This window comes from Arthrobacter sp. Y3221048 (assembly GCF_059092685.1).
This window is the reverse complement of record NZ_JBNHHX010000005.1, coordinates 149086-176085: the sequence shown is the minus strand read 5'-3', so window position 1 is coordinate 176085 and position 27000 is coordinate 149086. Positions and strand designations below refer to the sequence as shown.

Annotated in this window: 26 protein-coding genes and 1 pseudogene; 9 read left to right on the top strand and 18 right to left on the bottom strand. The window is 67.0% G+C overall.

The genetic code is table 11. The features are described from left to right. Nucleotides 1-14: 14 nt before the first annotated feature. The 5 genes from uvrC to AC5RVS_RS15490 form a co-directional block, all read right to left on the bottom strand. Nucleotides 15-2105: an excinuclease ABC subunit UvrC gene (gene uvrC / locus AC5RVS_RS15510; RefSeq protein ID WP_494108798.1), complete on the bottom strand. Its 2091-nt coding sequence runs from the start codon at nucleotides 2103-2105 to the stop codon at nucleotides 15-17. A gap of 47 nt (nucleotides 2106-2152) precedes the next feature. Beyond that, nucleotides 2153-2818, bottom strand: coding sequence for a lysophospholipid acyltransferase family protein (locus AC5RVS_RS15505; RefSeq protein WP_493987303.1), 666 nt, complete (start codon nucleotides 2816-2818; stop codon nucleotides 2153-2155). After that, complete coding sequence (locus AC5RVS_RS15500; RefSeq protein WP_494108797.1) at nucleotides 2815-3537, bottom strand: HAD hydrolase-like protein; 723 nt, start codon at nucleotides 3535-3537, stop codon at nucleotides 2815-2817. Before AC5RVS_RS15500 ends, AC5RVS_RS15505 begins: the two co-directional genes overlap by 4 nt. 77 nt (nucleotides 3538-3614) lie before the next feature. Next, nucleotides 3615-6461 carry an excinuclease ABC subunit UvrA gene (uvrA, locus tag AC5RVS_RS15495; protein ID WP_494108858.1) on the bottom strand — a complete coding sequence of 949 codons (2847 nt, stop codon included), beginning with the start codon at nucleotides 6459-6461 and terminating at the stop codon, nucleotides 3615-3617. Nucleotides 6462-6659: 198 nt separating this feature from the next. Next, nucleotides 6660-7043, bottom strand: a complete 384-nt coding sequence (locus AC5RVS_RS15490) for a GntR family transcriptional regulator (RefSeq protein ID WP_493987305.1) — start codon at nucleotides 7041-7043, stop codon at nucleotides 6660-6662. Nucleotides 7044-7152: 109 nt separating this feature from the next. On the opposite strand from AC5RVS_RS15490, the gene AC5RVS_RS15485 reads away from it, so the two are divergent. Next, nucleotides 7153-7797: an MBL fold metallo-hydrolase gene (locus AC5RVS_RS15485; RefSeq protein ID WP_494108796.1), complete on the top strand. Its 645-nt coding sequence runs from the start codon at nucleotides 7153-7155 to the stop codon at nucleotides 7795-7797. 93 nt (nucleotides 7798-7890) lie between these two features. Here the strand turns inward: AC5RVS_RS15485 and AC5RVS_RS15480 are convergent, their stop codons facing one another. The 6 genes from AC5RVS_RS15480 to AC5RVS_RS15455 all read right to left on the bottom strand — a co-directional run bounded on the left by AC5RVS_RS15480 (nucleotide 7891) and on the right by AC5RVS_RS15455 (nucleotide 11185). After that, nucleotides 7891-8817, bottom strand: coding sequence for a DNA topoisomerase IB (locus tag AC5RVS_RS15480; RefSeq protein ID WP_494108857.1), 927 nt, complete (start codon nucleotides 8815-8817; stop codon nucleotides 7891-7893). Nucleotides 8818-8849: 32 nt separating this feature from the next. Further along, complete coding sequence (locus AC5RVS_RS15475; protein WP_494108795.1) at nucleotides 8850-9311, bottom strand: hypothetical protein; 462 nt, start codon at nucleotides 9309-9311, stop codon at nucleotides 8850-8852. Nucleotides 9312-9470: 159 nt separating this feature from the next. Next, a complete protein-coding gene (locus tag AC5RVS_RS15470; protein ID WP_494108794.1) occupies nucleotides 9471-9722 on the bottom strand; it encodes a hypothetical protein in 252 nt (83 codons plus the stop codon). Between the two features lie 290 nt (nucleotides 9723-10012). Then, nucleotides 10013-10228: a hypothetical protein gene (locus tag AC5RVS_RS15465; RefSeq protein ID WP_493987309.1), complete on the bottom strand. Its 216-nt coding sequence runs from the start codon at nucleotides 10226-10228 to the stop codon at nucleotides 10013-10015. 5 nt (nucleotides 10229-10233) lie between these two features. Next, complete coding sequence (locus AC5RVS_RS15460; protein ID WP_493987310.1) at nucleotides 10234-10647, bottom strand: CBS domain-containing protein; 414 nt, start codon at nucleotides 10645-10647, stop codon at nucleotides 10234-10236. A gap of 319 nt (nucleotides 10648-10966) precedes the next feature. Continuing rightward, nucleotides 10967-11185: a CsbD family protein gene (locus tag AC5RVS_RS15455; protein ID WP_494108793.1), complete on the bottom strand. Its 219-nt coding sequence runs from the start codon at nucleotides 11183-11185 to the stop codon at nucleotides 10967-10969. 300 nt (nucleotides 11186-11485) lie between these two features. Between AC5RVS_RS15455 and AC5RVS_RS15450 the strand changes: the two genes are divergently transcribed. Then, nucleotides 11486-12382 carry a glucose 1-dehydrogenase gene (locus AC5RVS_RS15450; RefSeq protein WP_493987312.1) on the top strand — a complete coding sequence of 299 codons (897 nt, stop codon included), beginning with the start codon at nucleotides 11486-11488 and terminating at the stop codon, nucleotides 12380-12382. A gap of 38 nt (nucleotides 12383-12420) precedes the next feature. Here the strand turns inward: AC5RVS_RS15450 and AC5RVS_RS15445 are convergent, their stop codons facing one another. Beyond that, on the bottom strand, nucleotides 12421-13197 hold the full coding sequence (locus AC5RVS_RS15445; RefSeq protein WP_494108792.1) for a trans-aconitate 2-methyltransferase: 777 nt from the start codon (nucleotides 13195-13197) through the stop codon (nucleotides 12421-12423). A 90-nt stretch (nucleotides 13198-13287) separates the two neighbouring features. Between AC5RVS_RS15445 and AC5RVS_RS15440 the strand changes: the two genes are divergently transcribed. The 4 genes from AC5RVS_RS15440 (at nucleotide 13288) to AC5RVS_RS15425 (ending at nucleotide 18964) form a co-directional block, all read left to right on the top strand. After that, nucleotides 13288-15843 carry a DEAD/DEAH box helicase gene (locus AC5RVS_RS15440; protein WP_494108791.1) on the top strand — a complete coding sequence of 852 codons (2556 nt, stop codon included), beginning with the start codon at nucleotides 13288-13290 and terminating at the stop codon, nucleotides 15841-15843. Between the two features lie 123 nt (nucleotides 15844-15966). After that, nucleotides 15967-17145: a zinc-dependent alcohol dehydrogenase gene (locus tag AC5RVS_RS15435; RefSeq protein WP_494108790.1), complete on the top strand. Its 1179-nt coding sequence runs from the start codon at nucleotides 15967-15969 to the stop codon at nucleotides 17143-17145. Between the two features lie 29 nt (nucleotides 17146-17174). After that, the gene (locus AC5RVS_RS15430; RefSeq protein WP_494108789.1) at nucleotides 17175-17669 is read left to right on the top strand and encodes a GNAT family N-acetyltransferase; all 495 of its coding nucleotides are present in this window, start codon (nucleotides 17175-17177) and stop codon (nucleotides 17667-17669) included. Between the two features lie 38 nt (nucleotides 17670-17707). After that, entirely contained in the window at nucleotides 17708-18964 is a 1257-nt protein-coding gene (locus AC5RVS_RS15425; protein WP_494108856.1) for an alpha/beta fold hydrolase, read from the top strand. A 38-nt stretch (nucleotides 18965-19002) separates the two neighbouring features. On the opposite strand, the gene AC5RVS_RS15420 is transcribed toward AC5RVS_RS15425, so the two are convergent. The 4 genes from AC5RVS_RS15420 to uvrB form a co-directional block, all read right to left on the bottom strand. After that, nucleotides 19003-19446: a hypothetical protein gene (locus AC5RVS_RS15420; protein WP_494108788.1), complete on the bottom strand. Its 444-nt coding sequence runs from the start codon at nucleotides 19444-19446 to the stop codon at nucleotides 19003-19005. Then, nucleotides 19443-20774, bottom strand: coding sequence for an MFS transporter (locus tag AC5RVS_RS15415; protein ID WP_494108787.1), 1332 nt, complete (start codon nucleotides 20772-20774; stop codon nucleotides 19443-19445). The genes AC5RVS_RS15420 and AC5RVS_RS15415 overlap by 4 nt, the downstream gene beginning before the upstream one ends. Nucleotides 20775-20813: 39 nt before the next feature. Then, complete coding sequence (locus AC5RVS_RS15410; protein WP_494108786.1) at nucleotides 20814-21926, bottom strand: TerC/Alx family metal homeostasis membrane protein; 1113 nt, start codon at nucleotides 21924-21926, stop codon at nucleotides 20814-20816. A gap of 260 nt (nucleotides 21927-22186) precedes the next feature. Beyond that, nucleotides 22187-24283, bottom strand: a complete 2097-nt coding sequence (gene uvrB / locus AC5RVS_RS15405) for an excinuclease ABC subunit UvrB (protein ID WP_494108785.1) — start codon at nucleotides 24281-24283, stop codon at nucleotides 22187-22189. A 163-nt stretch (nucleotides 24284-24446) separates the two neighbouring features. Here uvrB and AC5RVS_RS15400 point away from each other — a divergent pair. From AC5RVS_RS15400 to AC5RVS_RS15390, 3 genes and pseudogenes are all read left to right on the top strand, one after another. After that, nucleotides 24447-24752: pseudogene (locus AC5RVS_RS15400) on the top strand (VOC family protein); the annotation flags it as partial. 100 nt (nucleotides 24753-24852) lie between these two features. Continuing rightward, nucleotides 24853-25146 (top strand): VOC family protein, encoded by a 294-nt coding sequence (locus AC5RVS_RS15395; RefSeq protein WP_494108861.1) that lies wholly within the window; start codon nucleotides 24853-24855, stop codon nucleotides 25144-25146. Beyond that, complete coding sequence (locus AC5RVS_RS15390; RefSeq protein ID WP_494108855.1) at nucleotides 25118-25282, top strand: VOC family protein; 165 nt, start codon at nucleotides 25118-25120, stop codon at nucleotides 25280-25282. The genes AC5RVS_RS15395 and AC5RVS_RS15390 overlap by 29 nt, the downstream gene beginning before the upstream one ends. Nucleotides 25283-25294: 12 nt before the next feature. Here the strand turns inward: AC5RVS_RS15390 and coaE are convergent, their stop codons facing one another. After that, nucleotides 25295-26506 (bottom strand): dephospho-CoA kinase, encoded by a 1212-nt coding sequence (gene coaE, locus AC5RVS_RS15385; RefSeq protein ID WP_494108784.1) that lies wholly within the window; start codon nucleotides 26504-26506, stop codon nucleotides 25295-25297. Between the two features lie 167 nt (nucleotides 26507-26673). Then, nucleotides 26674-26907 (bottom strand): DUF6480 family protein, encoded by a 234-nt coding sequence (locus tag AC5RVS_RS15380; protein WP_494108783.1) that lies wholly within the window; start codon nucleotides 26905-26907, stop codon nucleotides 26674-26676. Nucleotides 26908-27000: the final 93 nt, after the last annotated feature.

Below are 27000 nucleotides of genomic sequence, written 5' to 3'. Positions count from 1 at the left end.
CAGCTCTAGCCTAACTAAGATTCGATGATTTCGCCGGTCGCCATATTCACCGCCGGGGCGGGCTCCTCCGCGGCACCGGCCGCCAGCTGTCGCTTCAACGAAGCCGCCAGGGCGGGTCCGATGCCCGGCACCTGCTGCAGCTCGTCGACGCTGGCCGCCTTGAGTTTCTTCGCCGAGCCGAAATGTTTCAGCAGCGCCTTGCGTTTCGCCGGCCCCAGGCCCTGGATGCCGTCCAGCACCGAAACCGTCATGGCCTTGCCGCGCTTCTGCCGGTGGTAGGCAATCGCGAACCGGTGGGCCTCGTCGCGGATGCGCTGCAGCAGGAACAGCCCCTCGGACGAGCGCGGCAGGATCACGGGGAAATCGTCGTCGGGCAGCCACACTTCTTCCAGCCGCTTGGCCAGGCCGACCACGAACACGTCGGTAATGCCCAGGTCCGCCAGCGCCCGGGAGGCGGCGGCCACCTGGGGCGGCCCGCCGTCCACCACCACCAGGTTGGGCGGGTAGGCGAACTTGGTCTTGGGCGCGGGAGTCAGCGTCGCTTCAAGCACGACGGCGGTGTCCCCGCCGCCGGCGGCAGCTTGCGGCTGCGCGGGGTGCCCGCCTCCGGACGCCCCCGCGGCGGCTCCTCCTGCCGGGCCGATGCCCGCGCCACCGCCGAGGGCTTCGCCTGCACCCGTTGCCGCCGGAACGGCCTGACGACCTTGTTCCGCCAGGTAGTTTCGGAACCGCCGGCTGATCACGTCGTACATCGCCGAGGTATCGTCGCGGGCGGCCTCGCCGGTGATCGCGAAGCGGCGGTAGTCGGACTTCTTCGGCAGCCCGTCTTCCACCACCACCATGGAGGCCACCACGTTGGTTCCCTGCACGTGGGAGATGTCGTAGCACTCGATCCGCAGCAGCGCTACGGGCAAATCCAGGGCTTCCTGCAGCTGCTGGAGGCCCGCCGAGCGCGTGGTGATGTCGCCGGCGCGGCGGCTCTTGTGCAGGGCCAGCGCCTGCTCGGCGTTCTCCCTCACGGTGGACACCAGGGCGGCCTTGTCCCCGCGCTTCGGCACGTGGATCTGCACCTTGCTGCCGCGGAGTACGCTGAGCCAGGCCTGCAGCTCGGCGGCGTTCTCCGGTTCCTGCGGCAGCAAGACCTGGCGCGGGATCCGGTCCGGCCCGTCGGCGTCCCCGTAGACCTGTTGCAACAGGTGTTCGGCCAGGTCGGCGGTGCTTTGGTCCTCGACCTTTTCCACCACCCAGCCGCGCTGGCCGCGGATCCTGCCGCCGCGGACGTGGAAGACCTGGACGGCCGCCTCCAGTTCGTCCTGGGCCAGGGCGAACACGTCGGCGTCCGTGTCTTCGCTGAGCACCACGGCATTGCGTTCGAAGACCCGGCGCAGCGCGGCGATATCGTCCCGGTGCCGCGCCGCCGTTTCGTAGTCGAGTTCCGCCACCGCCGCGGCCATTTTCTTCTCCAGGGCCCGGATGAACCGGTCGGCTTCCCCGCCCATGAACGCGCAGAACTCGGCGGCCAGGGCCTTGTGGTCCTCGGGAGAGATCCGCCCCACGCACGGCGCCGAGCACTTGTCGATGTAGCCGAGCAGGCACGGCCGGCCGGTGCGCTGGGCGCGGTTGAAGACGCCGGTGCTGCAGGTACGGACCGGGAAAACCCGCAGCAGGGTGTCCACGGTCTCGCGGATCGCCTTTGCCGGGTAGTACGGGCCGAAGTACTTGACGCCCTTGCGCCGCTCGCCGCGCATCACCTGCACGCGTGGGAACTTCTCCCCCATGGTCACGGCAAGGTAGGGATAGGACTTGTCGTCCCTGAACATGATGTTGAAGCGCGGCGTGAACTCTTTGATCCACGTGTACTCGAGCTGGATGGCCTCCAATTCGCTGCCCACGATCGTCCACTCCACCGAAGCCGCAGTATGCACCATCGCGTGGGTCTTGGGCGGCAGGTTCTTGGGGCTGGCGAAGTAACTGTTGAGCCGTGACCGCAGGTTTTTCGCCTTGCCGACATAGATGACGCGGCGGTGTTCGTCCCGAAAGCGGTAGACGCCGGGATTGGTCGGGATCTCCCCCGTCCGCGGACGGTAGGAAACAGGATTAGCCATGGCCGGTCTCTCCCTTCCTCGCCTGGGTCCTAATGCCGTCCGGCCGGTCAGGCCGACGGCGTTTTGTTATAGCTGTTCGAGCGTTCCTGGCCGGTCAGGTCGGCAATCGCGTCCATGATCTGGTCGGTGGCTGACCGGCGCGCCGGCAGCGAGTGCTCCGGCCCGGTCCGCTGGAAGTACAACGGCTTGCCGATCCGTACCGTGAAGTGGTTCGGCCGGATCATCATCCTCCCGGCGGGCTGAAGCTGTTCGGTGCCGATCAGCCCTACCGGCAGCACCGGCGCCCCGGTGGTGAGGGCCAGCCACCCCACGCCGGTCCGGCCCCGGTACAGCTTGCCGTCACGGGACCGTGTTCCTTCAGGATAGATCCCGAAAGCCTCGTTGCGTTCCAGTACGTCCAGAGCGCTCTGCAGCGCAGCCACACTGGCCGCCTGTTCGCCCCGCTCCACCGGTATCGAGCCGACGCTGTGGAAGAACCACCGCATCGCGGCCCCCTTGGGGCCCCGGGTGGTGAAGTATTCGGCTTTGGCGAAGAAGGCAACTTTGCGCGGCATCATCGCCTGGATGATGACGCTGTCGAAGAAGGACAGGTGGTTCGGCGCCACAATCACCGGCCCGGCGGCGGGAAAGTTCCCAATGCCTTCAATCGTCGGCCGGCAGCTGAGCCGCAACCCGGCGCGGAACGAGGCGCGTGTCGCTTCGAACGTCCTCATGCGGCCGGTCCCCGGCGTCCGGACAGGACACCGTCCGGCTGCTCGGCGGCCAGCCGCCCGATAGCGGCCTCAAGTTCTTCGGCGGAGTGCACGACGACGGCGGCGCCCGCGGCTTCCAGTTCCCCGGGGGCGGCGAATCCCCAGCCGACCCCAATGGCGGGGATGCCGAGCTGGAGCGCCGCGGCCGCGTCGTAGAGACGGTCGCCCACCATCAGCACCGGGCCGAACGCGTCGGTGACGCCGTCCAGCGCAGCCTGCAGGATCGGCACCTTGCCCAGTCCTGGTCCCGCTGCCGGTGCGGGATCGTCGCCCTCGGCCCCGTAAATTCCTGCAAAATACTGCTCCAGGCCCTTCAGCCGCAGCAGGTCCCGGGCCAGTCCGGTCGGCTTCTGGGTGGCGACAGCGAGGATCGCGCCGGTGGAGAGGAGCCGCTCCAGCAGTCCGGTGATGCCCGGGTACACGCGGCTTGCCGCCATGCCGGACCGGCGGTAGCCGGCTCTGTACAACGCGATGACCTCGCCGAGCCGGTGCTCGGGGACGCCGGCGCGGCGCAGGGACTCGCCCAGCGGCGGCCCCACCAGGGACTCGAGTCCTTTCTGCGGCGGGACCGGCAGTCCGGCCGCCGCGAGGGCGCCGGCTATTCCGGTGGTGATAGCACCTGCGGGGTCAACCAGGGTTCCGTCGAGGTCGAAAAGTACCAGCGCAGGCAATTGAGTCACCCGGGCATTTTCCCACAGATCCGCGGATCCGCCGGAATCCATTCCTGCTGGGGAATATCTTATTCCATCCTGCAGGCTCACTTGTGGCCGAGTGCCTCCGCCAGGAAACGGCCGGTGTGGCTTCCCTCGGCCGCCGCTACCTGCTCCGGTGTACCGCTGGCGATGATCTGGCCGCCACCGGAACCGCCCTCGGGCCCCAGGTCCACAACCCAGTCGGCACTCTTGATCACGTCGAGGTTGTGCTCGATGGTGATCACCGTGTTGCCCTTGTCCACCAGCCCCTGCAGCACCTGCAGCAGCTTGCGGATGTCCTCAAAATGCAGGCCGGTGGTCGGCTCGTCCAACACGTAGATGCTTCGCCCGTTCGAGCGGCGCTGCAGCTCGCTGGCGAGCTTGACGCGCTGGGCTTCCCCGCCGGACAACGTGGTGGCGGGCTGCCCGAGCCGGACGTAGCCGAGCCCGACGTCCACCAAGGTCCGCAAGTGGCGGGCGATCGGGGTGAACGCGGCGAAGAATTCCGCTGCTTCCTCGATCGGCATGTCCAGGACTTCGGCGATCGTCTTGCCCTTGTAATGGACTTCCAGCGTCTCGCGGTTGTACCGCGCACCGTGGCAGACCTCGCACGGAACGTAGACGTCCGGCAGGAAGTTCATTTCGATCTTCAGCGTGCCGTCACCGGAGCATGCCTCGCACCGCCCGCCCTTGACGTTGAACGAGAACCTGCCGGGCAGGTAGCCGCGGAGCTTCGCCTCGTTGGTCTCGGCGAACAGCTTGCGGATGTTGTCGAAGACACCGGTGTACGTGGCCGGATTGGACCGGGGCGTGCGGCCAATCGGGCTCTGGTCGACGTGGATGACCTTGTCCAGCTGGTCCACGCCTTCCACCCTGGTGTGCCGGCCCGCAACATGCTTGGCTCCGTTGAGCTTGTTGGCCAGCACCTTGTACAGAATGTCGTTGACCAGAGTCGATTTCCCGGAGCCGCTGACGCCGGTGACGGCGGTGAAGATGCCCAGCGGGAACGACGCGTCGATGCCCCGGAGATTGTTTTCGCGGGCGCCGACCACCTTCACTTGGCGCTTCTTGTCCATCTTCCGGCGCTTGGCCGGCAGCTCGATCCGGCGCCGGCCCGACAGGTAGTCACCGGTGATGGAACGCGTGTTGTCCAGCAGTTCCTGCAGCGAGCCGGAGTGGACCACTTCGCCGCCGTGCTCGCCGGCGCCCGGTCCGATGTCCACTATCCAGTCGGCCTCGGCAATGGTGTCCTCGTCGTGCTCCACCACAATCAGGGTGTTGCCGAGGTCGCGCAGCCGCGTGAGGGTCTCGATCAACCGCCGGTTATCCCGCTGGTGCAGGCCGATCGAGGGCTCGTCCAACACGTAGAGCACGCCGACAAGACCGGAGCCGATCTGCGTTGCCAGCCGGATGCGCTGGGCTTCTCCGCCGGACAACGTGCCGGCGGCGCGCTCAAGGTTCAGGTACTCCAGGCCGACGTCCAGGAGAAAGCGCAAGCGCGCCTGGATCTCGATGAGTACCTGGTGGGCGATCTGGGTTTCGCGGGCGGAGAGTTCCAGAGCGGCCAGGAACGAACTTGCCTCGCGCAGCGGCAGGGCAGACACTTCCGCGATGGACTTGCCGTTGATCAGCACGGACAGCGACGCGGGGTTCAGCCGCGCCCCGTTGCACTCCGGGCACGGCACCTCACGCATGTACTCCTTGTAACGGTCCCTCGCCCACTCGGACTCGGTTTCCTCATGCTTTCGGTGGATGTACTGGAACGCGCCTTCGAAACCAGTGCTGTATTTGCGCTCCCGGCCGAAGCGGTTGCGGTACTGCACCACGACCTTGAAGTCCTTGCCGTGCAGTACGGCTTCCCGGACCTTCTTCGGCAGGTTCTTCCACGGCTCGTCCATGGAGAACCCCAGTTCGTGGGAGAGCCCCTCGAGCAGCCGGGTCCAGTACTCCTGGGTGGCTTTGCCCAATGACCACGGGGCGATGGCGCCCTCAGAAAGGCTCCGGTCCGGATCCGGGACCACCAGGTCCACATCGACTTCGAGCTTGCTGCCGATACCGGTGCAGGCCGGACAGGCACCGAACGGATTGTTGAACGAGAACGAGCGCGGTTCGATCTCGTCGATGGCGAGCGGGTGTTCGTTCGGGCAGGCCAAGTGTTCCGAGAAGGCACGAGTACGGCCCGGCTCGTCCTCGGCAATATCCACGAAATCAGCCAGGACGCGGCCCTCCGCCAGCGCCAGGGCGGTCTCCACCGAATCGGTCAGACGCTGATGGATGCCTTCTTTGGCCACAAGCCGGTCCACCACCACCTCGATGGTGTGCTTGTACTGCTTCCCCAGCTTCGGCGGTTCGCTCAGCTGCACCAGCTTGCCGTCCACCTTGGCGCGGGAAAAGCCCTTGGTGCTCAGTTCCTTGAACAGGTCGACGAACTCGCCCTTGCGCCCGCGCACTACCGGAGCCAGGATCTGGAAGCGCGTCCCGTCGGGAAGCTCTTGCAGCTGGTCCACGATTTGCTGCGGGGTCTGCTTCTCCACGGGCTCACCGCACTGGGGGCAGAAGGGGCGGCCGACGCGGGCCCACAGGAGGCGCAGGTAGTCGTAGATCTCGGTGATTGTTCCCACGGTAGAGCGCGGGTTGCGACTGGTGGATTTCTGGTCGATCGACACCGCCGGCGACAAGCCTTCGATGAAGTCCACATCAGGCTTGTCCACCTGCCCCAGGAACATTCGCGCATAGGAGGAAAGCGATTCCACGTACCGGCGCTGGCCCTCGGCGAAGATCGTATCGAAAGCCAAAGACGACTTGCCGGAGCCGGACAGTCCCGTGAAGACGATCATGGCGTCGCGGGGCAGGTCCACGCTGACGTTCTGAAGATTATGCTCGCGGGCGCCTTTGACTACCAGGCGGGACATGTCCGCCGAGCGGGAAACGGGGGTGGCGGACTCGGAATCGGTCGCCGGGACGGACGTTTCGCTTGCTTTTAGCACGGTATCTACTCTAATCGAAAATTCGTTCGAACTTGTATTGCATCGGTCACGGCCGGAGGCCGCTGCGGACAGCGGCTGTCCGCAGGGCGCCGTCTATGAGGCACCGGCCGCCTGCCGCGTCGCCTACTTGATGCCGTGGCGCTCCAACGCGGCCCTGGCGGCGGCGAGTGCTTCCTTGCCGCCGATGCCTTGGCCGTGAACGGCGCGGGCGAACGCTTCGGCGGCATCGCCCAGTTGTTGGCGGGCCTTGCCTGCGCCGGCGCTCACCACGGTACCGGCCCGGCCGTGTGTTTCCACCCGGCCGGCAGTTTCGAGCTCCCGGTAGGCGCGTGCCACGGTATTCGGGACCACGCCCAAATGATCGGCCAGCCGCCTGACGGGCGGCAGCTTCGTGCCCACCGGCAGTTCGCCGGCGTCGGCTGCTTCGATGATCCGCAGCCTGAGCTGCTCGAAGAGCGGCACGGCGCTGTCGCGGTTCATCCGCCAGTCAAACTCGCTCGCTTCCATCGCCTGCGCCCGCTCCCCGTCGTGTCCGCAGCATCCGGCTGCCTGTCCACTGCTACAACCAGAATGACATCCTGAGCCGTCCGGGTCGACTGTCGGTAGGCTGGGAAGCATGTTGCTTCACGAAGATCCTGCAGTCACCGTCCGCGGCATTTCCGTTTCCGAGATGGACAACAATGTCTATCTGCTGACAGCCAAGGCTTCCGGCACCCAGGTGTTGATTGACGCTGCCGACGACTTTCCGGCCATTGAGCAACTGCTGCGCGACGGCGCCGGGGATGCGGACCAGCCGGCCAAGGTCGCCCTGATCGTGACCACGCACAGCCACTGGGACCATGTCCGGGCCTTGCCGGAGGCGGTAGCCGCCACAGGGGCCAAGACGGCGGCCGGCGCGGAGGATATTCCTGAGATCGAGGTGCGGACTGACGTTGCGCTCGAGCATCAGGACGTCGGCCGGTTCGACGGATTCTCGTTGGAAGCCATCAAGCTGCGCGGGCACACGCCGGGTTCCGTGGCGCTGCTTTACCGCGCACCCGATGGTCCCCCGCACCTGTTTACCGGAGATTCGCTGTTTCCGGGTGGGGTGGGCAATACGCAAAAGGATCCGGAGCGGTTTGCGTCGCTCTACAGCGACGTGGTCGAACGGGTGTTCAACTACCTGCCGGACGATACGGTGGTCCATCCGGGCCATGGCGCAGGTACGACGCTCGGGGCTGAACGGCCCCATCTGGACGCGTGGAAATCGCGCGGCTGGTAGGGCGCGTCAACCCCGACAGACGTGGACGTTGGGGGGAATCCCGCCTGCCGGGGCCCTCTAATTCTAGCGCCGCGGGCTGCTTTCGCTCCCCTGTCACGCGAGGAAGGACGGCAGGCTGCGTTCCGCCGCGGAGTACGTTGCCGCGTCCGGGATTTGTCCTGCCATAAAGCGGTCGACGAGCCGCGGATCTACGTACGATTTGCGGGCTATGGCGGGCGTATTGCCCAGCCTCTCCGAGACGGCGTGCATGGCCGCGACGACGGCCTTGCGCCGGCCGGTTAGATTCGGTCTGCCGTTGTAGCCGGCCAGTGCCACGGCGGCCGTTACCGTTCCCTGCCACGTCCGGAAGTCCTTGGCGCTGAACTCCTGCCCGCAGAGTTCGTGGATAAACTCGTTCAACTCCGACGCGGACAGCCCGGACCAGTGTCCGGTGCCGTTGGGGTACCCGATGGCCGGATCGTCGGCCTTCAGGCCCCGCACCGTCGCCAGCTGGACGGCGATATCCGGATCTTTCAGTTCCACGTCCCACTGCAGCCCGCTCTTCCCGGGAAAATGAAGCCGGACGGTGTCCTCGCGCACCCGCACGTGGCGAGCCAACAGCGTAGTAACCCCGTAGGAACCGTTGTCTTCGGCGTAGACTTCGGAGCCGATCCGCAATGACGCGCTGTCAAGCAAGCGGAAGGCAACGGCACAGGCCACCTGCCGGGTTTGTTCTCCGGACCTCAGCAGCCGCGTCACCTTGCGGCGCGCGGTGGTCAGGGTGGATCCGAACGCCAGGGAGCGGTCGAACTTTTCCCGATCCCTCAGTTCCCGCCAACGGGGATGGTAGATGTATTGCCGCCGTCCGGCGTCGTCCGTTCCCGCTGCTTGGATATGCCCATTGGGCGCCGGGCAAATCCACACATCCGACCATGCCGGCGGGACCGCCAACGCCTTGATCCTTCGGAGCTCGTCACCGGCAGGCTTCGACCCGTCCGGGTTGCGGTAGGAGAACCCCGACCCGTGACGCCGGCGGGTGATACCGGGCGCACGGACGTTGCTGCGCCTTAGCCTCAGATGGGCACCTCCATCTTGAACCCGCAGCTGCAGCGAAGGATTTCAACGTCCACCCGCACGGTCGGGAGCGGGCCGGTTTCCGGGGAGCCGGCGTCCACGGGATCAACGATCGAGTGGTCGATGCGTTCCACCGGCTGCATCGGCTCCCCGCAGTGCATGTAGCCCTCGGCCCCGAAATCGATTCCGACGCTCTCGGATTCCGTGGCGGGCACCTTGAATGTTTCGTGCCCGTAATAAGCGTCGCAGCGGCTGCACCAGTAGCTGACGTCCCATCGCGGCAGTGCGGGGGCTCCGGCCTGCGGCGGCAGCAGCGTTACGGCATCGAACACCAGGTACTCGTCGGTGCTGCAGGAGGAGCACCAGGGATCGGGCAACTCGCTTCCCGGATCCCGGTCCTTGTCCTGGCCGGCATGGGCACTTGAACTGTCATTGGCAATCACGATTGTCTGCCCTTCCAATCTGCATCCCACTATTGATAAGCATACTGTTTGTCACCCATCATACGGGGGTGGGAAGAGCAGCATAAGCGCCGAGGCGCAGACCCGGGAAGGGTGAACGCCCACCCGCGGTGCGGACCGCCTGAATCCGCCGGCGGGCAAATGCTTGCGGCCCAGAGCCTAGCTGGTGCCGTCGTACAGCGAATCCGGCGGTTCGCCCCCCGGCTTGCCATACAAACCGCGGACCCGCCGCCTGCTCGCCTGCAGCGCATCCCGGCTGTCCCGCCGGTCGAGCTCGACACGCAGCTCCTCCAGGCGGAACTCGGTCTCGGGATCGGCCGCGCCGAACTGGATACTCTCCCGCTCGAGCTGGCGCATGGCCCTGCCGTACAGCGCCAGCAACTCGGGGTCACCAAGGGGAGCCAGATCCATCGGAAATTCGTCAGCGGGTGACAGATGGCGGTGCCGCATCAGTTCCGCCCCAAACCAACGAAGCACCCTGCGTCCCGACCGGCATCGAACCTGTCCATGCGCAGCCTCCAGATAGCCCGAGAGCCGTTTCGGCTCCAACTGCTGCGAGCTTACAAGTGCTTCCCCACTCCGGCAACGAATCACCAAAATATCGCTCCGGCTCGGTTAATTTTACGCCTGGGTCTTGACAGGCTGCAGCCCGGGATGCGCTCGGCACCCCGGGCCTCCGGCCACCGGCGGGCAGGCGTGGATTATTCGTCGTAGCGTTCTTCCCGGATCGTTCCGAACGGGACCTCCTCGGTCGCCATGGCTTGCACTTCGTTGGGGAGGAACCGCACCAGCACACCGCGCTCGCCGTCCGCGGCCGATTGCTTCAGCACCGGCAGGATGGCGTCGGCCTGGGTTGGCTCACATCCTGCCAGGTACTTGGCATACGCCTCCGGCAACTGCTCCGACATGATGGCCACCCGGATCAGTAGGAGATGAACTCGACCAGTTCACCCACGCGGTCTTCCGGGTAGTTGCGGGCGACATCGGCCTGGCTGACAATTCCGACCAGGTCGTGTCCGTCGATGACCGGCAGCCGGCGCACCTGATGGTCCTGCATGGTTCTGATGGCCTCTTCGATACTGTCATCGGCCCCGATGGTCACCGGCTTGCCCTGGCCCAGCTCACCCGCTTTGATCGAGCGCGGATCCCGTCCGTCGGCCAGGCACTTCACCACAATGTCCCGATCCGTGACCATGCCTTTGAGCCTGTTGTCCTCACCGCAGATGGGCAACGACCCGACGTCGAGGTCCCGCATTTTTTGGGCCGCCAGCTCCAGCGTCTCGTTCTCTCCGATGCATTCAACACCACCGGTCATGATTTCCCTTGCGGTAGTCACGGATATCAGTCCCTTCAGGTAGTTCGAGCCGCTTCGCGCACCGTCCAGCCAGCAGGGACGAGCACGCCAAGCTGATTTATAAGGTTACTTACAATTACCACAGGCTGCGAGGGAATTGAAGGGCGGCCCGCGCCGCCCCCCGGCGCGGGCCCGAAATTCCTGTCCCATCCCCTCGATTGCCGGTCGCGGCCATGCCTTGGAAGTTCCGACCCCCCGAAACACGCCATCATCGGGAACCTGCGTAGTCGCAGCACCGCCTTAACCGGCAGATCCCCCGTGAACCAGTGGCCCACGGGGGATTTGCGACAAAAGAACCGGCTTAGCGCCTGGCGCCGCCTTCGGTGTCGTCGGCAACGCGGTCGGCGTCCTCGTTCAGGTGGGCCTTGGCATCGGCGATCTTGTCTTTGGCCCCGCCCTCAACCTGCTGGCCCTTGCCCTTCAGCTGCTGGGACTTGTCGTCCCTCGCCTCGCCGACGGCTTCGTTGACCTTGCCGGTCACCTTGTCCTTCGCAGCATCGAACTTGTCGCCCATACCCATATCAGCACCTCTTTCGGTTCAGGTTTTCCTACAGGTCCAGCCCCAGATTACCCCGCCGCGGCCCAAGTAGAAAGCTTGCTGACCTTAGGGGCGGTTCGCCGGCCGCGCGCACCTCTCGTTCCGGATCCTCACGGAGGAGGGCCGGCAACCGCTGGCTGTACGACCGATGCACGACAGCGTAGGGTGGCACCACGATCAGCAAACTGACCATGCCAGGCCGCCCCGGCCCCGCCTTCCATCGAGCGCAGCACCAAGGGTGCCGGCGGGGCCCTCGATGCGGCCGCAAGAAGGGAGCCAGACATGACGTCGGATCAGTACACCTTCCAGAATCCCGTTGACCGTTTTCCCAGCATCTCGCCGCCCAAGCAGAGCCAGCCGGAGCCCGGGCTGGACAAAGACCTGGAGCCGCAGACGGACCGCGGCGAACAGTCGTACCGCGGCACCGGCAGGCTGACCGGCCGCAAGGCACTGATCACCGGGGCCGACTCCGGCATCGGCGCCGCCGTGGCCGTCGGCTTTGCCCGGGAAGGAGCAGACGTCGCCCTGTCCTACCTGCCCGCCGAGGAGTCCGACGCACAGCACATCGCTGCGGTGATCGAGAAGGAAGGGCGCAAGGCTGTACTGCTGCCGGGTGACATTTCAGACGCCGCCGCTTCCCGCGAACTCGTCGCCCAGGCCGTCGAACAGCTGGGCGGGCTGGACGTCCTGGTCAACAACGCAGGGCGCCAGATCGCCGTCGAGAAAATCGAAGACATTAGCGACGAACAGTTCGAGGACACGTTCCGCACGAATGTTTTTGCCATGTTTTGGATCACCAAGGCCGCGGTGCCACACATGCCGCCGGGCTCGACGATCATTAACACCACGTCCGTCCAGGCCTACAACCCCTCGCCGGTCCTGCTCGACTATGCCTCCACCAAGGCCGCCATCAACAACTTCACCAAGGGCCTCGCCCAGCAGCTGGCCAGCCGCGGCATCCGCGTCAACGCGGTGGCCCCCGGCCCGTTCTGGACCCCGTTGCAGGTCAGCGCCGGCCAGCCGAAGGACAAACTGCCGGAGTTCGGCAAGAATGTGCCGCTGGGCCGCGCGGGGCAGCCTACCGAACTGGCCCCGGCCTACGTCTTCCTGGCCTCTCCGGAGTCGAGCTACGTTTCCGGCGAGACGCTGAACGTCAACGGCGGGACTCCCACGCCCTGAGGCCGGGTCCGTCCACCGTCCGCCACCGGAGGACGGGTTCAGCCGAGCTTGCGCCCCACCGCGAAAATCCGCCGGAATCCGAACAGGGTCCCGTGTTCGCCGGCCGGGTAGGCGTCGCGCAGCAGCGTGGCGTACTCGGCTTCGAACTTGGCCGCTTCTGCCGCCGGGAGGGCGGCCAGGACGGGGCGCAGGCCGGTTCCCCTGACCCATTCCAGCACCGGGTTCGCGCCGTGGAGCAATTGCTGGTAGGTCGTTTCCCAGACGTCGGCTTCACAGCCTTCGTCCGAGAGCAGCTCGAAATAGTCCTGTGGCTCGGACACGGCGTCCTCGTGGCGGAGCACCCCGTCCAGCCGGCGCTGCCATCGCGGTGAGCCGGCGAGCGCCCTCATGAGCGCATGCGACGGAGCGGCAAAGTTTCCCGGAACCTGCACGGCGAGCCAGGCGCCGGGCTTCATGGCGCGCAGCCAGGAACGCATGATGTCCTGGTGCCCGGGCACCCACTGCAGCGCGGCGTTGGAAACCAGTACATCCAAGCCTGCCGGAGGCGTCCAGGTACGGATATCCCCGGCGACGAATTTCACCGTGGGCGATGTGTGCCGCTGCTGCGCCTGCCGGATCATCTCGGGTGAGCTGTCCACTCCGGTGACGCTGGCGCCGGGCCAGCGTTCGGCGAGCGCCGCCGTCAGGCCGCCGGGACCGCAGCCCAGATCCACCACCACGGCGGGATCGGCGGCAGCGATCCGTCCGGTCAGGTCGAAGAACGGCCGGTCGCGGTAGTCGGCGAATTCCACATACTTGTGCGGGTCCCAGTGCATGGGCAGTACGTTACGCCACACCCCCGCCACGTCAGAGGATTATGGGTGCCCGCATGGCGCGGGGACGCCACCGCCTAAGCTGGGAAGAACATGAATCTCCTCCAGCTCCTGCCGGACACCGGCACTGCCTCAAATCCCGACGACGTCTACACCCGGTTCATCGAGTGGGTCGAATCCCGTGGGATGTCGCTCTACCCCGCCCAGGACGAAGCCGTCATGGAGCTGGTCACCGGCAACAACGTCATCTTGGCCACCCCCACCGGGTCGGGGAAGTCGATGGTCGCGATCGCCGCCCATTTCCACGCCATGTCCACCGGGTCCGTCAGCTATTACACGGCACCCATCAAGGCGCTCGTGTCGGAAAAGTTCTTCGCCCTGTGCGACATCTTCGGACCGGAGAACGTCGGCATGGTCACCGGCGACTCGGCGGTCAACCAGGATGCCCCGATCATCTGCTGCACCGCCGAGATCCTGGCCAACATCGCGCTGCGCGAAGGCTCCGCCGCGGACCTCGGCACGGTGGTCATGGACGAGTTCCACTACTACTCCGATCCGCAGCGCGGTTGGGCCTGGCAGGTGCCGCTGCTGGAACTGCCGCAGGCGCAGTTCCTGCTGATGTCCGCGACGCTGGGCGACGTGACCCGGTTCGAGAAGGAGCTCACCGACCTCACGGACAGGACGACGGTCACCGTGAGCTCGGCGGAGCGTCCCATCCCGCTGCATTACTACTATGTGCAGACCAGCGTGCAGGAGTCGCTGGAGGAACTGCTCTCCACCAGGCAGGTTCCCGTCTATGTGGTGCACTTCAGCCAGTTGGAAGCCATTGAGCGCGCCCAGAATCTCATGAGCATCAACGTCTGCACCCGGGAGGAGAAGGACCGCATTGCCGAACTGATCTCGGGTTTCCGGTTCGCGGCAGGCTTCGGCAAGACCCTCAACCGTCTGGTCCGGCACGGCATAGGTGTCCACCACGCGGGCATGCTGCCCAAGTACCGCCGGCTGGTGGAGCAGTTGGCCCAGGCCGGGCTGCTGAAGGTCATCTGCGGCACGGACACGCTGGGTGTGGGCATCAACGTGCCCATCCGCACCGTGCTGCTGACCGCCTTGAGCAAGTACGACGGCGTGCGCACCCGGCTGCTCAATGCGCGCGAGTTCCATCAGATCGCCGGCCGCGCGGGGCGGGCCGGGTACGACACGGCGGGCACCGTCGTCGTGCAGGCCCCGGAACACGTGGTGGAGAACACGAAGGCGATGGCCAAGGCGGTGGCCAAGTTCGGCGACGACCAGAAAAAACTTCGCCAAGTGGCGAAAAAGAAGCCGCCGACGGGTTTCGTGAGCTGGGGTGAACCGACCTTCCACAAGCTGGTGGAGAGCGACCCCGAACCCCTGACGTCCAGCTTCACCATCAGCCACGCGATGCTGCTGAACATCCTGGAGCGCCCGGGGGACCCGTTCGCCGCCGCCAAGCGGCTGCTGACACGCAACCACGAAACACGCGCCTCGCAGCTGAAGCTGATCAAGAAGGCACTGGGCATTTACCGGGAGCTGGTGGTCTCCGGCCTGGTGGAACGCCTGGACGCACCGGATGAGAACGGGCACCTCGTCCGGCTGAAGGTGGACCTGCAGCCGAATTTCGCGCTGAACCAGCCCCTTTCCCCGTTCGCCGTGGCCAGTCTGGACCTGCTGGATCCCGAGGACGGCGGCTACGCACTGGACGTGGTCTCAATCATCGAGGCCACGCTGGAGAAGCCCCGCCAGATCCTGTCCGCGCAGGAGAAGAAGGCCCGCGGCGAAGCTGTGGCCGCGATGAAGGCCGACGGCATCGAATACGACCAGCGGATGGCGCTGCTGGACGAGGTGACCTACCCGCAGCCGCTGGCCGAGCTGCTTGAGGCCGCCTTCGAGACCTACCGGCACGGTGCGCCCTGGCTGGGCGACTTTGAACTTGCCCCGAAGTCGGTAATCCGTGACATGTACGAACGGGCGATGAATTTCGGCGAATTCGTGCAGTTCTACGGGCTGGCCCGCAGCGAGGGCATAGTGCTCCGCTATCTGACCGACGGCTACAAGGCGCTGCGGCAGACCGTGCCGGCCGAGGCCCTGCGCGAGGACCTGGCCGACATCATCGCCTGGCTGGGTGAGCTGGTGCGGCAGGTCGACTCGAGCCTGCTGGACGAATGGGAAGAACTCGCCGCGGGCAAGGGCGCGGCGGATCTGGCGGCCGATCACGCCGCCGAGTCGGTGTTCACGCAGGAGCCGCCCAAGCTGACGGACAACATTCGGGCCTTCCGCGTCATGGTGCGCAACGAGCTGTTCCGCCGGGTCGAGTTGTTCGCCGACGAGCAGGAAGAGGACCTGGGTGCACTGGACGCCGATGCGGGCTGGGACGCCGACCGCTGGGCGGACGCCATGGACGCCTACTTTGAGGAGTACGACGACATCGGCATCGGGCCCGATGCGCGCGGACCGGCGCTGCTGATCATCGAGGAGCAGCCGGCGGTCTGGAAGGTGCGGCAGATCTTCGATGACCCGGCCGGAAACCGGGACTGGGGCATCAGCGCCGAAGTGGACCTCGCCGCCAGCAATGAGACGGGAGCTGCCGCGGTCCGGGTTCTCGACGTCGGACCGGCCGGCCGCATGGCCTGATCGCGGAGCTGCCGGGCTCGGGCCCGCTTGCAGGCGGTTGGCAGCGTCCCTAGGGTAATAAGCACACTTACCTTCCGCGGGGCGCAGGGTGTGCTCCCCCGGCGACGCGACAGGGAGACGATTGTGAAAGCACTGACCTGGCAAGGCAAACGGAAGCTGAGCGTCGAGCAGGTTCCGGACCCGGTCCTGCGGGAGTCGACCGACGCCATCATCAGGGTCACCTCCACCGCCATTTGCGGGTCCGATCTGCACCTCTACGAGCTGTTTGGCCCGTTCCTGTCACCCGGCGACGTCCTGGGCCATGAACCGATGGGGATCGTCGAGGAGACCGGCAGCGCCGTGCCGGGGCTCAAGCCCGGCGACCGGGTGGTGGTTCCCTTCAATATCGCGTGCGGGCGCTGCCATATGTGCAGCCGGGGCCTGCAATCGCAGTGCGAAACCACGCAGGTCAAGGACAAGGGTTCAGGCGCTGCATTGTTCGGCTACACGGAGCTCTACGGCTCTGTTCCGGGCGGGCAGGCCGAGTTCCTGCGCGTCCCCCACGCGGACTACGGTCCCATCAAGATCGAGGACAGCCAGGCGCCCGACGAGCAATACCTGTTCCTCTCCGACATCCTCCCGACCGCCTGGCAGGCGGTGGCCTATGCCCAGGTTCCCGACGGAGGCACGCTGGCGGTCTTCGGGCTCGGGCCGGTCGGCCAGTTTGCCGCCCGCATCGGCCGGCATCTGGGCCACCGCGTCATAGGTGTCGACCTTGTCCCGGAGCGGCTGGAAATGGCCCGCCGGCACGGCATCGAGACCCTGAAGTGGGGCCCGAAGATCGTCGACGAACTGCGTGACGCGACCCAGGGCCGCGGGCCGGAGTCGGTGGTCGACGCCGTCGGCATGGAGGCGCACGGCGCGACGGCTGCGGCCACCGCACAGTTCGCCGTCGGACTCCTGCCCGACCCCGTGGCCAAAAAGCTGATGTCGACCGCAGGCCTGGACCGCCTGTCCGTCCTGCACGCCGCGATCGACGCCGTGGCCCGCGGCGGCACCATCTCGCTGTCCGGCGTCTACGCCGGCCAAGCCGACCCCATGCCGATGCTCACGCTCTTCGACAAGCAGGTCACGCTGCGGATGGGCCAGTGCAACGTCCGGCGCTGGATCGACGACGTGCTGCCGCTGGCGGGCGAACCGGCAGATCCCCTCGGCGTCGGCGACCTGGTCACGCATACGGCCCCGCTGGACGACGCGCCAGCGATGTACGAGAAATTCCAGAAGAAGGACGACGGCTGCATCAAGGTGGTGCTCAAGCCGTAGCGCCTGCTCCGGGACGCTAGGCTTTTGTCATGTCTGTGATACGCCCGGCCGACGAAGCCGATGTCCCCGTCATCCTCGAGCTGATCCGCGATCTGGCGGTGTACGAGAAGGAACCGGACGCGGTCAAGACCACGCCGGAACAGCTGCAAGACGCCCTGTTTTCTGCTCAGCCGTCCGTCTTCGCGCATGTCGCCGAAGACGACGGCGGTGTGCAGGGCTTCGCTCTCTGGTTCCGGAACTTCTCCACGTGGGAGGGCGTCCACGGCATCTATTTGGAGGACCTGTACGTCCGGCCCGAGGCCCGCGGACGGGGGTACGGCAAGGCCCTGCTGCAGACGTTGGCCGGCCACGCGGTGGCGTCCGGGTACGCCCGGGTGGAATGGGCGGTACTGAACTGGAACCGCCCGTCCATCGACTTCTACCGCAGCCTCGGCGCCCGGCCGCAGGAGGAATGGTCAACGTTCCGGCTGGCCGGCGACGCCCTCGCGTCGTTCGGCTCGGGAGCGGCCAAGGTGCACGCGTGACGGGACACCGGGTGACCGGCACACACCGCAGCCGTGGAATGAGGACGGCCGGGTATTTCTTCGACGTCCCGCTCGACCACGCGGACCCGGACGGCGAGACCGTGGAAATCTTCGCCCGTGAGTATTCCTCCCTGGAACACGACGACGCCGCGGCGGCCCGGCTGCCGTGGCTGCTGTTCCTGCAGGGCGGGCCCGGCGGCCGGGGCAACCGGGTGACGTCGTTTACCGGCTGGATGAAGGAGGCGGCCAAGACCTTCCGCATCCTGATGCTGGACCAGCGCGGCACCGGCCTCTCCTCCCCCGTGAACCGGCAGACGTTGCCGTTGCGCGGCGACGCCGCGGCGCAGGCGGCCTATCTGGCACATTTCCGTGCGGATTCGATCGTGCGCGACGCCGAGCTGATCCGGCAGGAACTCGGCAGCGAACCATGGAGCATCTTCGGACAGAGCTACGGCGGCTTCTGTGCGCTGACCTACCTCTCCCTCGCACCCGAGGGGCTGCGGGAAGTGCTGATCACCGGCGGCCTGGCCCCGCTGGCGGGAGGAGCCGACCGGGTCTACCGGGCCACCTTTCCCCGGGTGGAAGCACGCAACCGGGAATACTTCGCCCGCTACCCGGAAGACCGGGCCCAAGTCACCGCCGTCGCACGACACCTGGAATCGGTGCCCGAGTACCTGCCGTCCGGCGAGCGGCTGACCACCGGCCGGTTCCAGATGGCCGGGTCGTATCTGGGCGGCAACACCCGGATCGACGCCCTGCACTACCTGCTGGAGGACGCCTTCGTCACGACCCCGTCCGGCCAGCGGCTCTCGGATTCTTTCCTGGAGCAGGTCGCCGCACTCGTGAGCCGTGCTGCCAACCCGCTCTATGCCCTGATGCACGAATCCATCTATGCCCAGGGCGCAGCGACCGGCTGGGCGGCGTGGCGCGTACTCCGGGACTTCCCGCAGTTCGCCCCGGAGGCGGCCGAGCCGCTGCTGACCGGCGAGATGGTCTATCCCTGGTACTTCGAGCAGGATCCGGCGCTGGTGCCGCTGCGCGAGGTGGCGGAACTGCTGGCAGCGAAGTCCGACTGGCCGGCCCTCTACGCCCCCGACCGGCTGGCCGGGAACGACGTGCCCGCCGCCGCTGCCGTGTACCGCGACGATATCTACGTGGAGCGCGGTTTGTCGCTGGAAACGGCCGCGCAGGTGAAGGGGCTGCAGGTCTGGGAAACCGGTGAGTTCCATCATGACGGCATTGCCGACGACGGCGAGGCCGTCTTCCAGCGCCTGCTCGGCATGGTCCGGGGCTAGCTGCCTTCCCTCAAGCCTCGGCGATGCGCCGGAACGCTCTACCCGATGGTCTGTACGTAGAAGTTTTCGTTCCGAAGGCATCCCTCCGGCACGCTCTCAGAGAGACGGTCGAGTTGTTCCTGCCGGAGGGTTCCCCCGCCAAAGAATACCGGTCCTCCGATCGCCAAAGACCGGCCTTCGACTTCCACGGTCAGGAGTTCCGGCCCCTGACTGAATGTGGCGTCGGCCGGAAACACCAGCATGATCTCACGACCCGACATGTCCTTACCGATGACGCAATTCTCCGCCGACAGCTCGAGGGTTCCCTTGAAGCCGGCTTCCATCTCGAAGTTCTCCCGACCGCTGTCGGGGTTAACCAGCAGGATCTCGTCCCCCGGACCCGTTTCTACGGCACCGAAGGATGCAGGGACACCCTCGTAGCCGCAACCCGACAGGAGGATCGACACCGCGGTCGCTGCGACCAAGACCTGCCGGTGGCTCACGATGGGCTCCTGTCGCCGGAACCAACTCCTGCCGGGACGCCCCCGCTGCGGGCGGCAAGAACCGGTGCCAGCAATATTACGACGGCAACGACGGCGGCCGCCGCGTTCAGGCCGGCGAACCCCAGGGCGGCCAGCAGCGGGCCAGACAAAGCCGCACCCAGGGCCCCCGCGGCACCCATGAGCGTGTCGGACAGGCCCTGTGCCGGCACGCGACCGGACTCCGGCACCGACTCGGCCAACAGCGTGGAGCCGGCAATCACCGACGCCGACCATCCCAGGCCCAGCAGCACCAGTCCGGCACCCACCAGCCACGTGTCCTGCTGTCCCAACCCGGCCAGCGCCGTCGCGGCCAGGAGGACCAACTGCCCGGCCACGATGGTTCGGGTGCGTCCCAGCCGGTCGGTCAGCCAGCCCATCAGCGGCGAGAGGGCGTACATGCCGGCCAGGTGCAGCGAGATGGTGAAGCCGATGATGGCGAACGTGTCTGTCTGGCTGTGCTGGTGCCCGCCGGCATGGTCCAGCGCCTGCAGGTGCACGGGCGTCATGGACATGACCGCTACCATCACCAACTGGGCCCCCACCACGGCCGCCAGTCCGAGCGCGGCCATGGGATGATGCCGGACCGCTGCCACGCCCGTTCGCAGGGTCCCGCGGCGGTTGACCGGCAGGGCTTCCCCGCCGCCGCGTGAACGCGCATAGCCCAATGGGTCCGGCCGCAGGCCCACCAGCAGCAGCGCAGCGCCGATGGCCATGCCTGCCATCGCGAACAGGAACGGCCCGGACGATTCCGGCAACCCGAGCGCGGCGCCCAACTCGGCGCCCGGGCGGATCAGGTTGGGTCCGGCCACGGCACCGACCGTGATGGACCAAACCACGAAGGCCAGATCCCGGCCGCGATGCTGTGGCACGGCCAGGTCCACCGCCGCAAAACGGGCCTGCAGATTCGCCGCGTTGCCGACCCCCAAGAGGGCGGAGCCTGCCAGCAGCACCGCAAAGGATCCGGTGACCGGTGCCAGCGCCATCAACGCCGAACCCAGCAGGGCCAGCAGCAGACCGGTAACCAGCGCCCGCCGGCGTCCGGAACGGGCGGCGACACCCGCCAAAGGCAGCGCCGCCAGCGCGCCGGCCAGGGCTATCGCCATCGTGGACGTTCCTGCCAGGGCCTCGCTGCCGGTGAGCTCCACGGCCAGCAGCGAGCCGATGGCCAGCCCCGCGCCGTGGCCCAAGCCGCTGAACAGCTGGGCCAGGGACAGGGAAACAACGACGCGGCGCTGAACGGCCCTCGTGCGAGGGTCTGCGTTCAGCGCCGCGTCTGGTTGCCGGGTCACACGCCGATCCTAGTCGACCTGCAACCGGTTGAACCGCCGTTACTCGGTGTCGGACTTGGCGCGCTCGGCGTCCGACTGGACGGGCCCGGCATCCGACCGGGCTGGCTCGGCATCCGACTCGCTGTTTGCCGCCCTCGCGCGTTCGGCGTCCTTTGCCAGCCGCGCATCGATGGCTGCCTGACGGCCGGCCGGGCTGAGCAGGCTGGCCACCGTGGCGACCACCAGGGTCCCGATGATCACGCCGAGCGACAGCTGGGTGGTGATCACGGGGATCCACTCAACATGCTCGCCGCCGTTGATGAACGGCACCTCGTTCTCGTGCAGCGCGTGGAAGATCAGCTTCACGCCGATGAAGGCCAGGATGATCGACAGCCCGTGCTTGAGGTAGACCAGGCGGTCCATCAGGCCGCCCAGCAGGAAGTACAGCTGGCGCAGGCCCATCAGCGCGAAGATGTTCGCCGTGAAAACGATGAACGCGCTCTGGGTGAGGCCAAAGATCGCCGGGATGGAGTCAACCGCGAACAGCAGGTCAGTCATGCCGATGGTGATGAAAACGATGACCATGGGGGTGAAGAGGCGCTTGCCGTCAACCGTGGTGCGCAGCTTGTTGCCGTCGTAGTGCTCGCTGACCGGCAGCTTCTTGGTCAGCCGGGAAATCAGCCCGGACTCGGAGCCTTCTTCCTCGTCCTCGCCCGAGTCTGTTGCCTGCTTCCAGGCGGTCCAGAGCAGGAACGCCCCGAAGATGTAGAACACCCAGCTGAACTGGGCGATCAGCGTCGCGCCCAGCAGGATGAAGATGCCCCGCAGGATCAGCGCGATGATGATGCCGAACATCAGCACTTCCTGCTGGTACTTCCTCGGCACGGAGAACCTGGCCATGATGATGATGAAGACGAACAGGTTGTCGACGCTGAGGCTGTACTCGGTGATCCAGCCCGCCAGGAATTCCTGGCCGTAGTCGGGGCCGGCCTGCCAGAACAGCATGCCCGCGAAGATCAGCGCCAGGGTGACGTAAAAACCGACCCAGAGGCCGGCTTCCTTCATGGACGGCTCGTGCGGCCGCTTGACCACGTACAGCAGGTCGAACAGCAGGATGGCGCCCAGAACCACGAAGGAAATGACCTCAAAGGGCAGCGATAATTGGTCCGACACGGAACCTTGCCTTTCACAGAAGATGCCGCGCGTGTGCGGTGCGCGGGTGCGAGTGTTCGCCGCAAGTCTCTCCGCCTGCCGCTCTGCGGCCAGGCCACTGCGCCCGGCGGGGCGTCGATGCCCCGCGTGTTGACGTCCACAGTGTTCGGGATACTCCCCTACGCTCGGTCAAGTGTAGCGCAGGTGCGCCTGACGACGGCGGGTGCGCACCGCCGTCGTCATCTGCCCCGCCGGAAACCGGTGCGGCAGCCGCCTAGGGCTTAGGCGTGGCCCGCGGCGCGCATCTGCCGCAGGTCCTTCTTCAGGTCCGAGACCTCGTCGCGCAGCCGGGCAGCCAGCTCAAACTGCAGCTCCGCCGCGGCGGCGTGCATCTGCTCCGTCATCTGGGCGATCAGCTCGCCCAGGTCTTCGGCCGGTGCCGCGGCCAGCCCGTCGCGGCGGATCTTGTCCTTCGACACGGCCGCGGAAATCCCTCGCTTGCCCTTGCCGTAGTCGAAGTCTTTCAGCAGCTGCTGGGTGTCGGCGTCTTCGCGGGCCAGCTGGTCGGTGATGTCCGCGATCCGCTTGCGCAGCGGCTGCGGGTCCACGCCGTGCTTCTTGTTGTGCGCCACCTGGATCTCACGGCGTCGGTTGGTTTCCTCGATCGCGTTGGCCATCGAGTCCGTGATCTTGTCCGCGTACATGTGCACCTGGCCGGAGACGTTGCGGGCGGCACGGCCGATGGTCTGGATTAGCGAGGTGCTGCTGCGCAGGAAGCCTTCCTTGTCCGCATCCAGGATGGCCACTAGTGAGACTTCGGGCAGGTCCAGGCCCTCGCGCAGCAGGTTGATGCCCACCAGGACGTCGAACGTGCCCATCCGCAGTTCACGGAGCAGTTCCACGCGGCGCAGCGTGTCCACGTCCGAGTGCAGGTACTGGACCTTCACACCGTGCTCATTGAGGTAATCGGTCAGGTCCTCGGCCATCCGCTTGGTCAGCGTGGTGACCAGGACGCGTTCGTTCCGCTCCACCCGTGCGTTGATCTCGCCCAGCAGGTCGTCGATCTGGCCCTTGGTCGGCTTGACGATGACCTCGGGATCCACCAGGCCCGTGGGCCGGATAATCTGCTGGACATAGCCGTCGGACTTGGACAGCTCGTACTTGCCCGGCGTGGCCGAAAGGTAGACCGTCTGCCCGATCCGTTCCTGGAACTCGTCCCACTTCAGCGGCCGGTTGTCCATCGCGGACGGCAGCCGGAAACCGTAGTCCACCAGGTTGCGCTTGCGGGACATGTCGCCTTCGTACATCGCGCCAATCTGCGGCACGGTGACGTGCGATTCGTCGATCACCAACAGGAAATCGTCCGGGAAGTAGTCCAGCAGGCAGTGCGGCGCCGTGCCCGGACCGCGGCCGTCGATATGCCGCGAGTAGTTCTCGATGCCGTTGCAGAACCCCATCTGCTGCATCATTTCCAGGTCATAAGTGGTGCGCATCCGCAGCCGCTGTGCTTCCACGAGCTTGTTCTGCGACTCGAGCACCTGCAGCCGGTCGCGCAGCTCGTCCTCGATGTCCCTGACCGCCCGGCTCATCCGGTCCTCGCCGGCCACATAGTGCGACGCCGGGAAGACGTACATTTCCGTCTCCTCGCGGATGATCTCCCCGGTGACCGGATGCAGCGTCTGGATCTGCTCGATCTCGTCGCCGAAGAACTCGATCCGGACGGCCAGTTCCTCGTACATCGGAATGATTTCCACGGTATCGCCGCGGACCCGGAAGGTGCCCCGGTGGAAGTCGACGTCGTTGCGGGCGTATTGCATGGCCACGAACCGGCGCAGCATGTCGTCCCGGTTCATTTCGGCGCCCTTACGGAGCGTGACCATGCCCGCGATGTATTCCTCCGGCGTGCCCAGACCGTAGATGCAGGACACGGTGGCGACCACGATGACGTCGCGCCGGGTCAGCAGCGCGTTGGTGGCAGAGTGGCGCAAACGTTCGACTTCCTCGTTGATGGAGGAGTCCTTCTCGATGAAAGTATCCGTCTGTGCCACGTAGGCTTCCGGCTGGTAGTAGTCGTAGTAGGAAACGAAGTACTCCACGGCATTGTTCGGCAGCAGCTCACGGAACTCGTTGGCCAGCTGGGCGGCCAGAGTTTTGTTCTGCACCATCACCAGGGTGGGCCGCTGGACCTGTTCCACGAGCCAGGCGGTGGTGGCGGACTTGCCGGTGCCGGTGGCGCCGAGCAGCACCACGTCCTTCTCCCCGGCCTGGATCCGTTCGGTCAGCTCCTTGATCGCCGCTGGCTGGTCGCCGGCAGGCTGGAATTCACTGACGACCTCGAAGGGCGCCACAACGCGTTTGATGTCCTGCGCAAGACTCATGCCGTTAACGGTAGACCCGATTGCGGTCAGCGTGGGTCCGGAATCGCTCTGGGCCTAACCCCCGCAGGGGATTGGCCGAGGCGCCATTGCCCGGTGAGCATTGCCCGGTACCGCTGCGTGCGCTACATCTGTGGGTGCAGCGACGACGAACGGAAGGCACCCCATGGACCCGGTGCGGACCTATCCCGAGGGCGTGACGTCGTGGATTGACGTCGAACACCGTTATGTTGAGGCGTCCAAGGACTTCTACGGCGGGCTCCTTGGCTGGACCTTCGCCGAGGCTACTCCACCGGGTGTATCCCCGCGCTATGTAATTGCCAAGCTCGACGGCCGGGACGTTGCCGGTCTCGGCGAGGGCACTGCTGGGGCAACGCCCGCCTGGAACACGTACGTAGCGGTCGTGAATTCGGAGGCGGCGGCGGACAGGATCCGCTCTGCGGGCGGACAAGTGCTCTCCGGCCCGACCGATGCCGGTGAGGGCGGCCGCGCGACGCTGTGTGCTGATCCGGCCGGCGTTCCGTTCCGACTCTGGCAGGCCCGGGACAGGCCCGGGCGCCCAGGCAGTCGACATGCCGGGCGCGTGGAATTTCAGCAACCTGCACGCCGGCGATCCCGCCGCAGCCTCAACCTTCTACGGCGAGGTCTTCGGCTGGCAATTCGACGACGTCGGTTTCGGCAGCATGATTCGCGTCCCCGGCTACGGCGACCACCTGCAGGCGACCAGTGACCCCGGCATCCACGAGCGCCAATCGGGCATCAACGTCCCGCCGGGGTTCGCGGATGCCATCGGGTGGCTCACCCGCCCTGCAGCCCGGCGAGACGGCACACTGGCACGTGGCGTTCACGGTCGCCGATCGCGATGAGACCGCCGCCGCCGCTGAACGGTTGGGCGGGACGGTGCTTGGCCAAACCAACACCGACTGGACGCGGGATGCGCTGATCCGGGACCCGTTTGGCGCCGTCTTCACCGCCAGCCAGTTCGCGCCGGCCTTCGGGTGAGAGGCGAAGGCGCTAGCTGCCGGCGGCCGGCGGCCTCCACCCGGTGTCCCGGGCCCACTGGTTCATCTGCGGATCGGCCGTCCGGCTGAACCAGTCTTCCTTCGCGCGGGCGTAGCGGCCGGTGGAAGCGTCCGAGGCATGCAAGCCGGCGAGCCGCCGTTTCTCGGCCAGATACGCCGCGGCGGCGCCGGGGTCGGCCCGCAGCCAGTCCCGGAACAGCAGGGCATAGCGCCACCCCGGCGAGCCGGCCGCCCGGATGTGGACGTTGACCGCACGACCGGGGTCTGCGTTCCCGTGCAGCCTCTTCTGCCAGTCCCCCGGCTCCGGATGCTCCGGTCTCGGGGTGTCGCGCCAGGTACCGGGCCAGCGCGGGAATCCGGCCGCGGCCAGTGCGTCCGCGGCGGAATCGGCGTCGTCCAGGCTGCGCACGGTAACCTGCAGGTCCAGCACGTCCTTGGCCGGCAGCCCCGGAACGGCCGTCGAACCAACGTGATCGACGGCAAGGATGCGCGGGTCGGCGCGGCTGATCCGCTCCGCGAGCAGGGCTGCCTGCGCGGGCCAGTGCGGCTGCGGGTCGAGCAGGACCGGCGGGCCGGTGCGCGGAGCCAGCCGACGGGCCAACAGGTTCTGGTTGAACGGCACCAGCCGTTCCGCCCAGAGCGCGTCCAGCGCGGCCAACACTTGTTCCCGGGTGCCGTTGTTCTCCAGCACGACGTCGGCCGCGGCCCTGCGTTCTGCCGGGGAGGCTTGGGCGGCCATGCGGGAGCGGGCGTCGGCTTCGGTCATGCCGCGGTCCTCAACCATGCGCCGCAGCCGCTCGTCTTCGGGCGCGTCGATCACCAGGACCAGGTGGAAGGAGGGGCTCTGCCCGGTTTCCACCAGCAGCGGGATGTCCTGGACCAGGATGGCGCCCTCGCCTGCCGCGGCTACCCGCGCCGCCGCGCTGGCGCGGACCAGCGGATGCACGATCGCATTCAGTCGCTCGCGTTGCGCGGGATCGTTGAAGACCACGGCACCGAGCGCCGGTCGGTCAAGCCTGCCGTCAGCGGTGAGGATCCCGGGGCCGAACGCGTCGACGACGGCGCGCAAGCCGTCGGTGCCGGGCTCTACCACTTCCCGAGCGATGGCGTCGGCGTCGATCAGGGTGGCGCCGAGCTCGGCCAGCCGCCGGGCAGCCAGCGATTTTCCGGCGGCGATGCCACCGGTGAGTCCGATTCTGAGCACGGCCTCAGTCTAGCCAGCGCGCGGGCCGTCACCGCGCCACAGCGTGTCCCGCGTCAACCGCGCCGGACCGGACCGGACCCGCGCCACGCGTGCCCAACATCGGCCGCGGCCGGCCGCGCCGTGCCGCCGTCGTGCTGCCTCCGGCGGTCAGGTGTGGCCTGGACCCGCTACTCGTCGTGCCCTTGGTCTGCGCTCATCTGGTCTTCGGCCGGCGGAGTTTCTCCGGGCGGGACGCCACCGCCGGGTTCCAGTCCGGTGATGTTCTGGCTTTCGGGATCCGGGTTGGCCGAGTCGCCCTGGTCGGCCGATACCCGGCCTTCGTCGCCGCCGCCGGGCGTGGCCTCGCCGTGGCCCTTTCCGCCCTGGACGCGCGGGTCGAATTCCGGTTGGTTCTTCGCCATGGTTCCGCCGTTCGTTGCGTTCTCCGGCCGCCGAAGCAGGCGCGGCCCTGTGCCACCCAGACTAGGCACGTCCGGGGCCGCCGGACAAGGGAC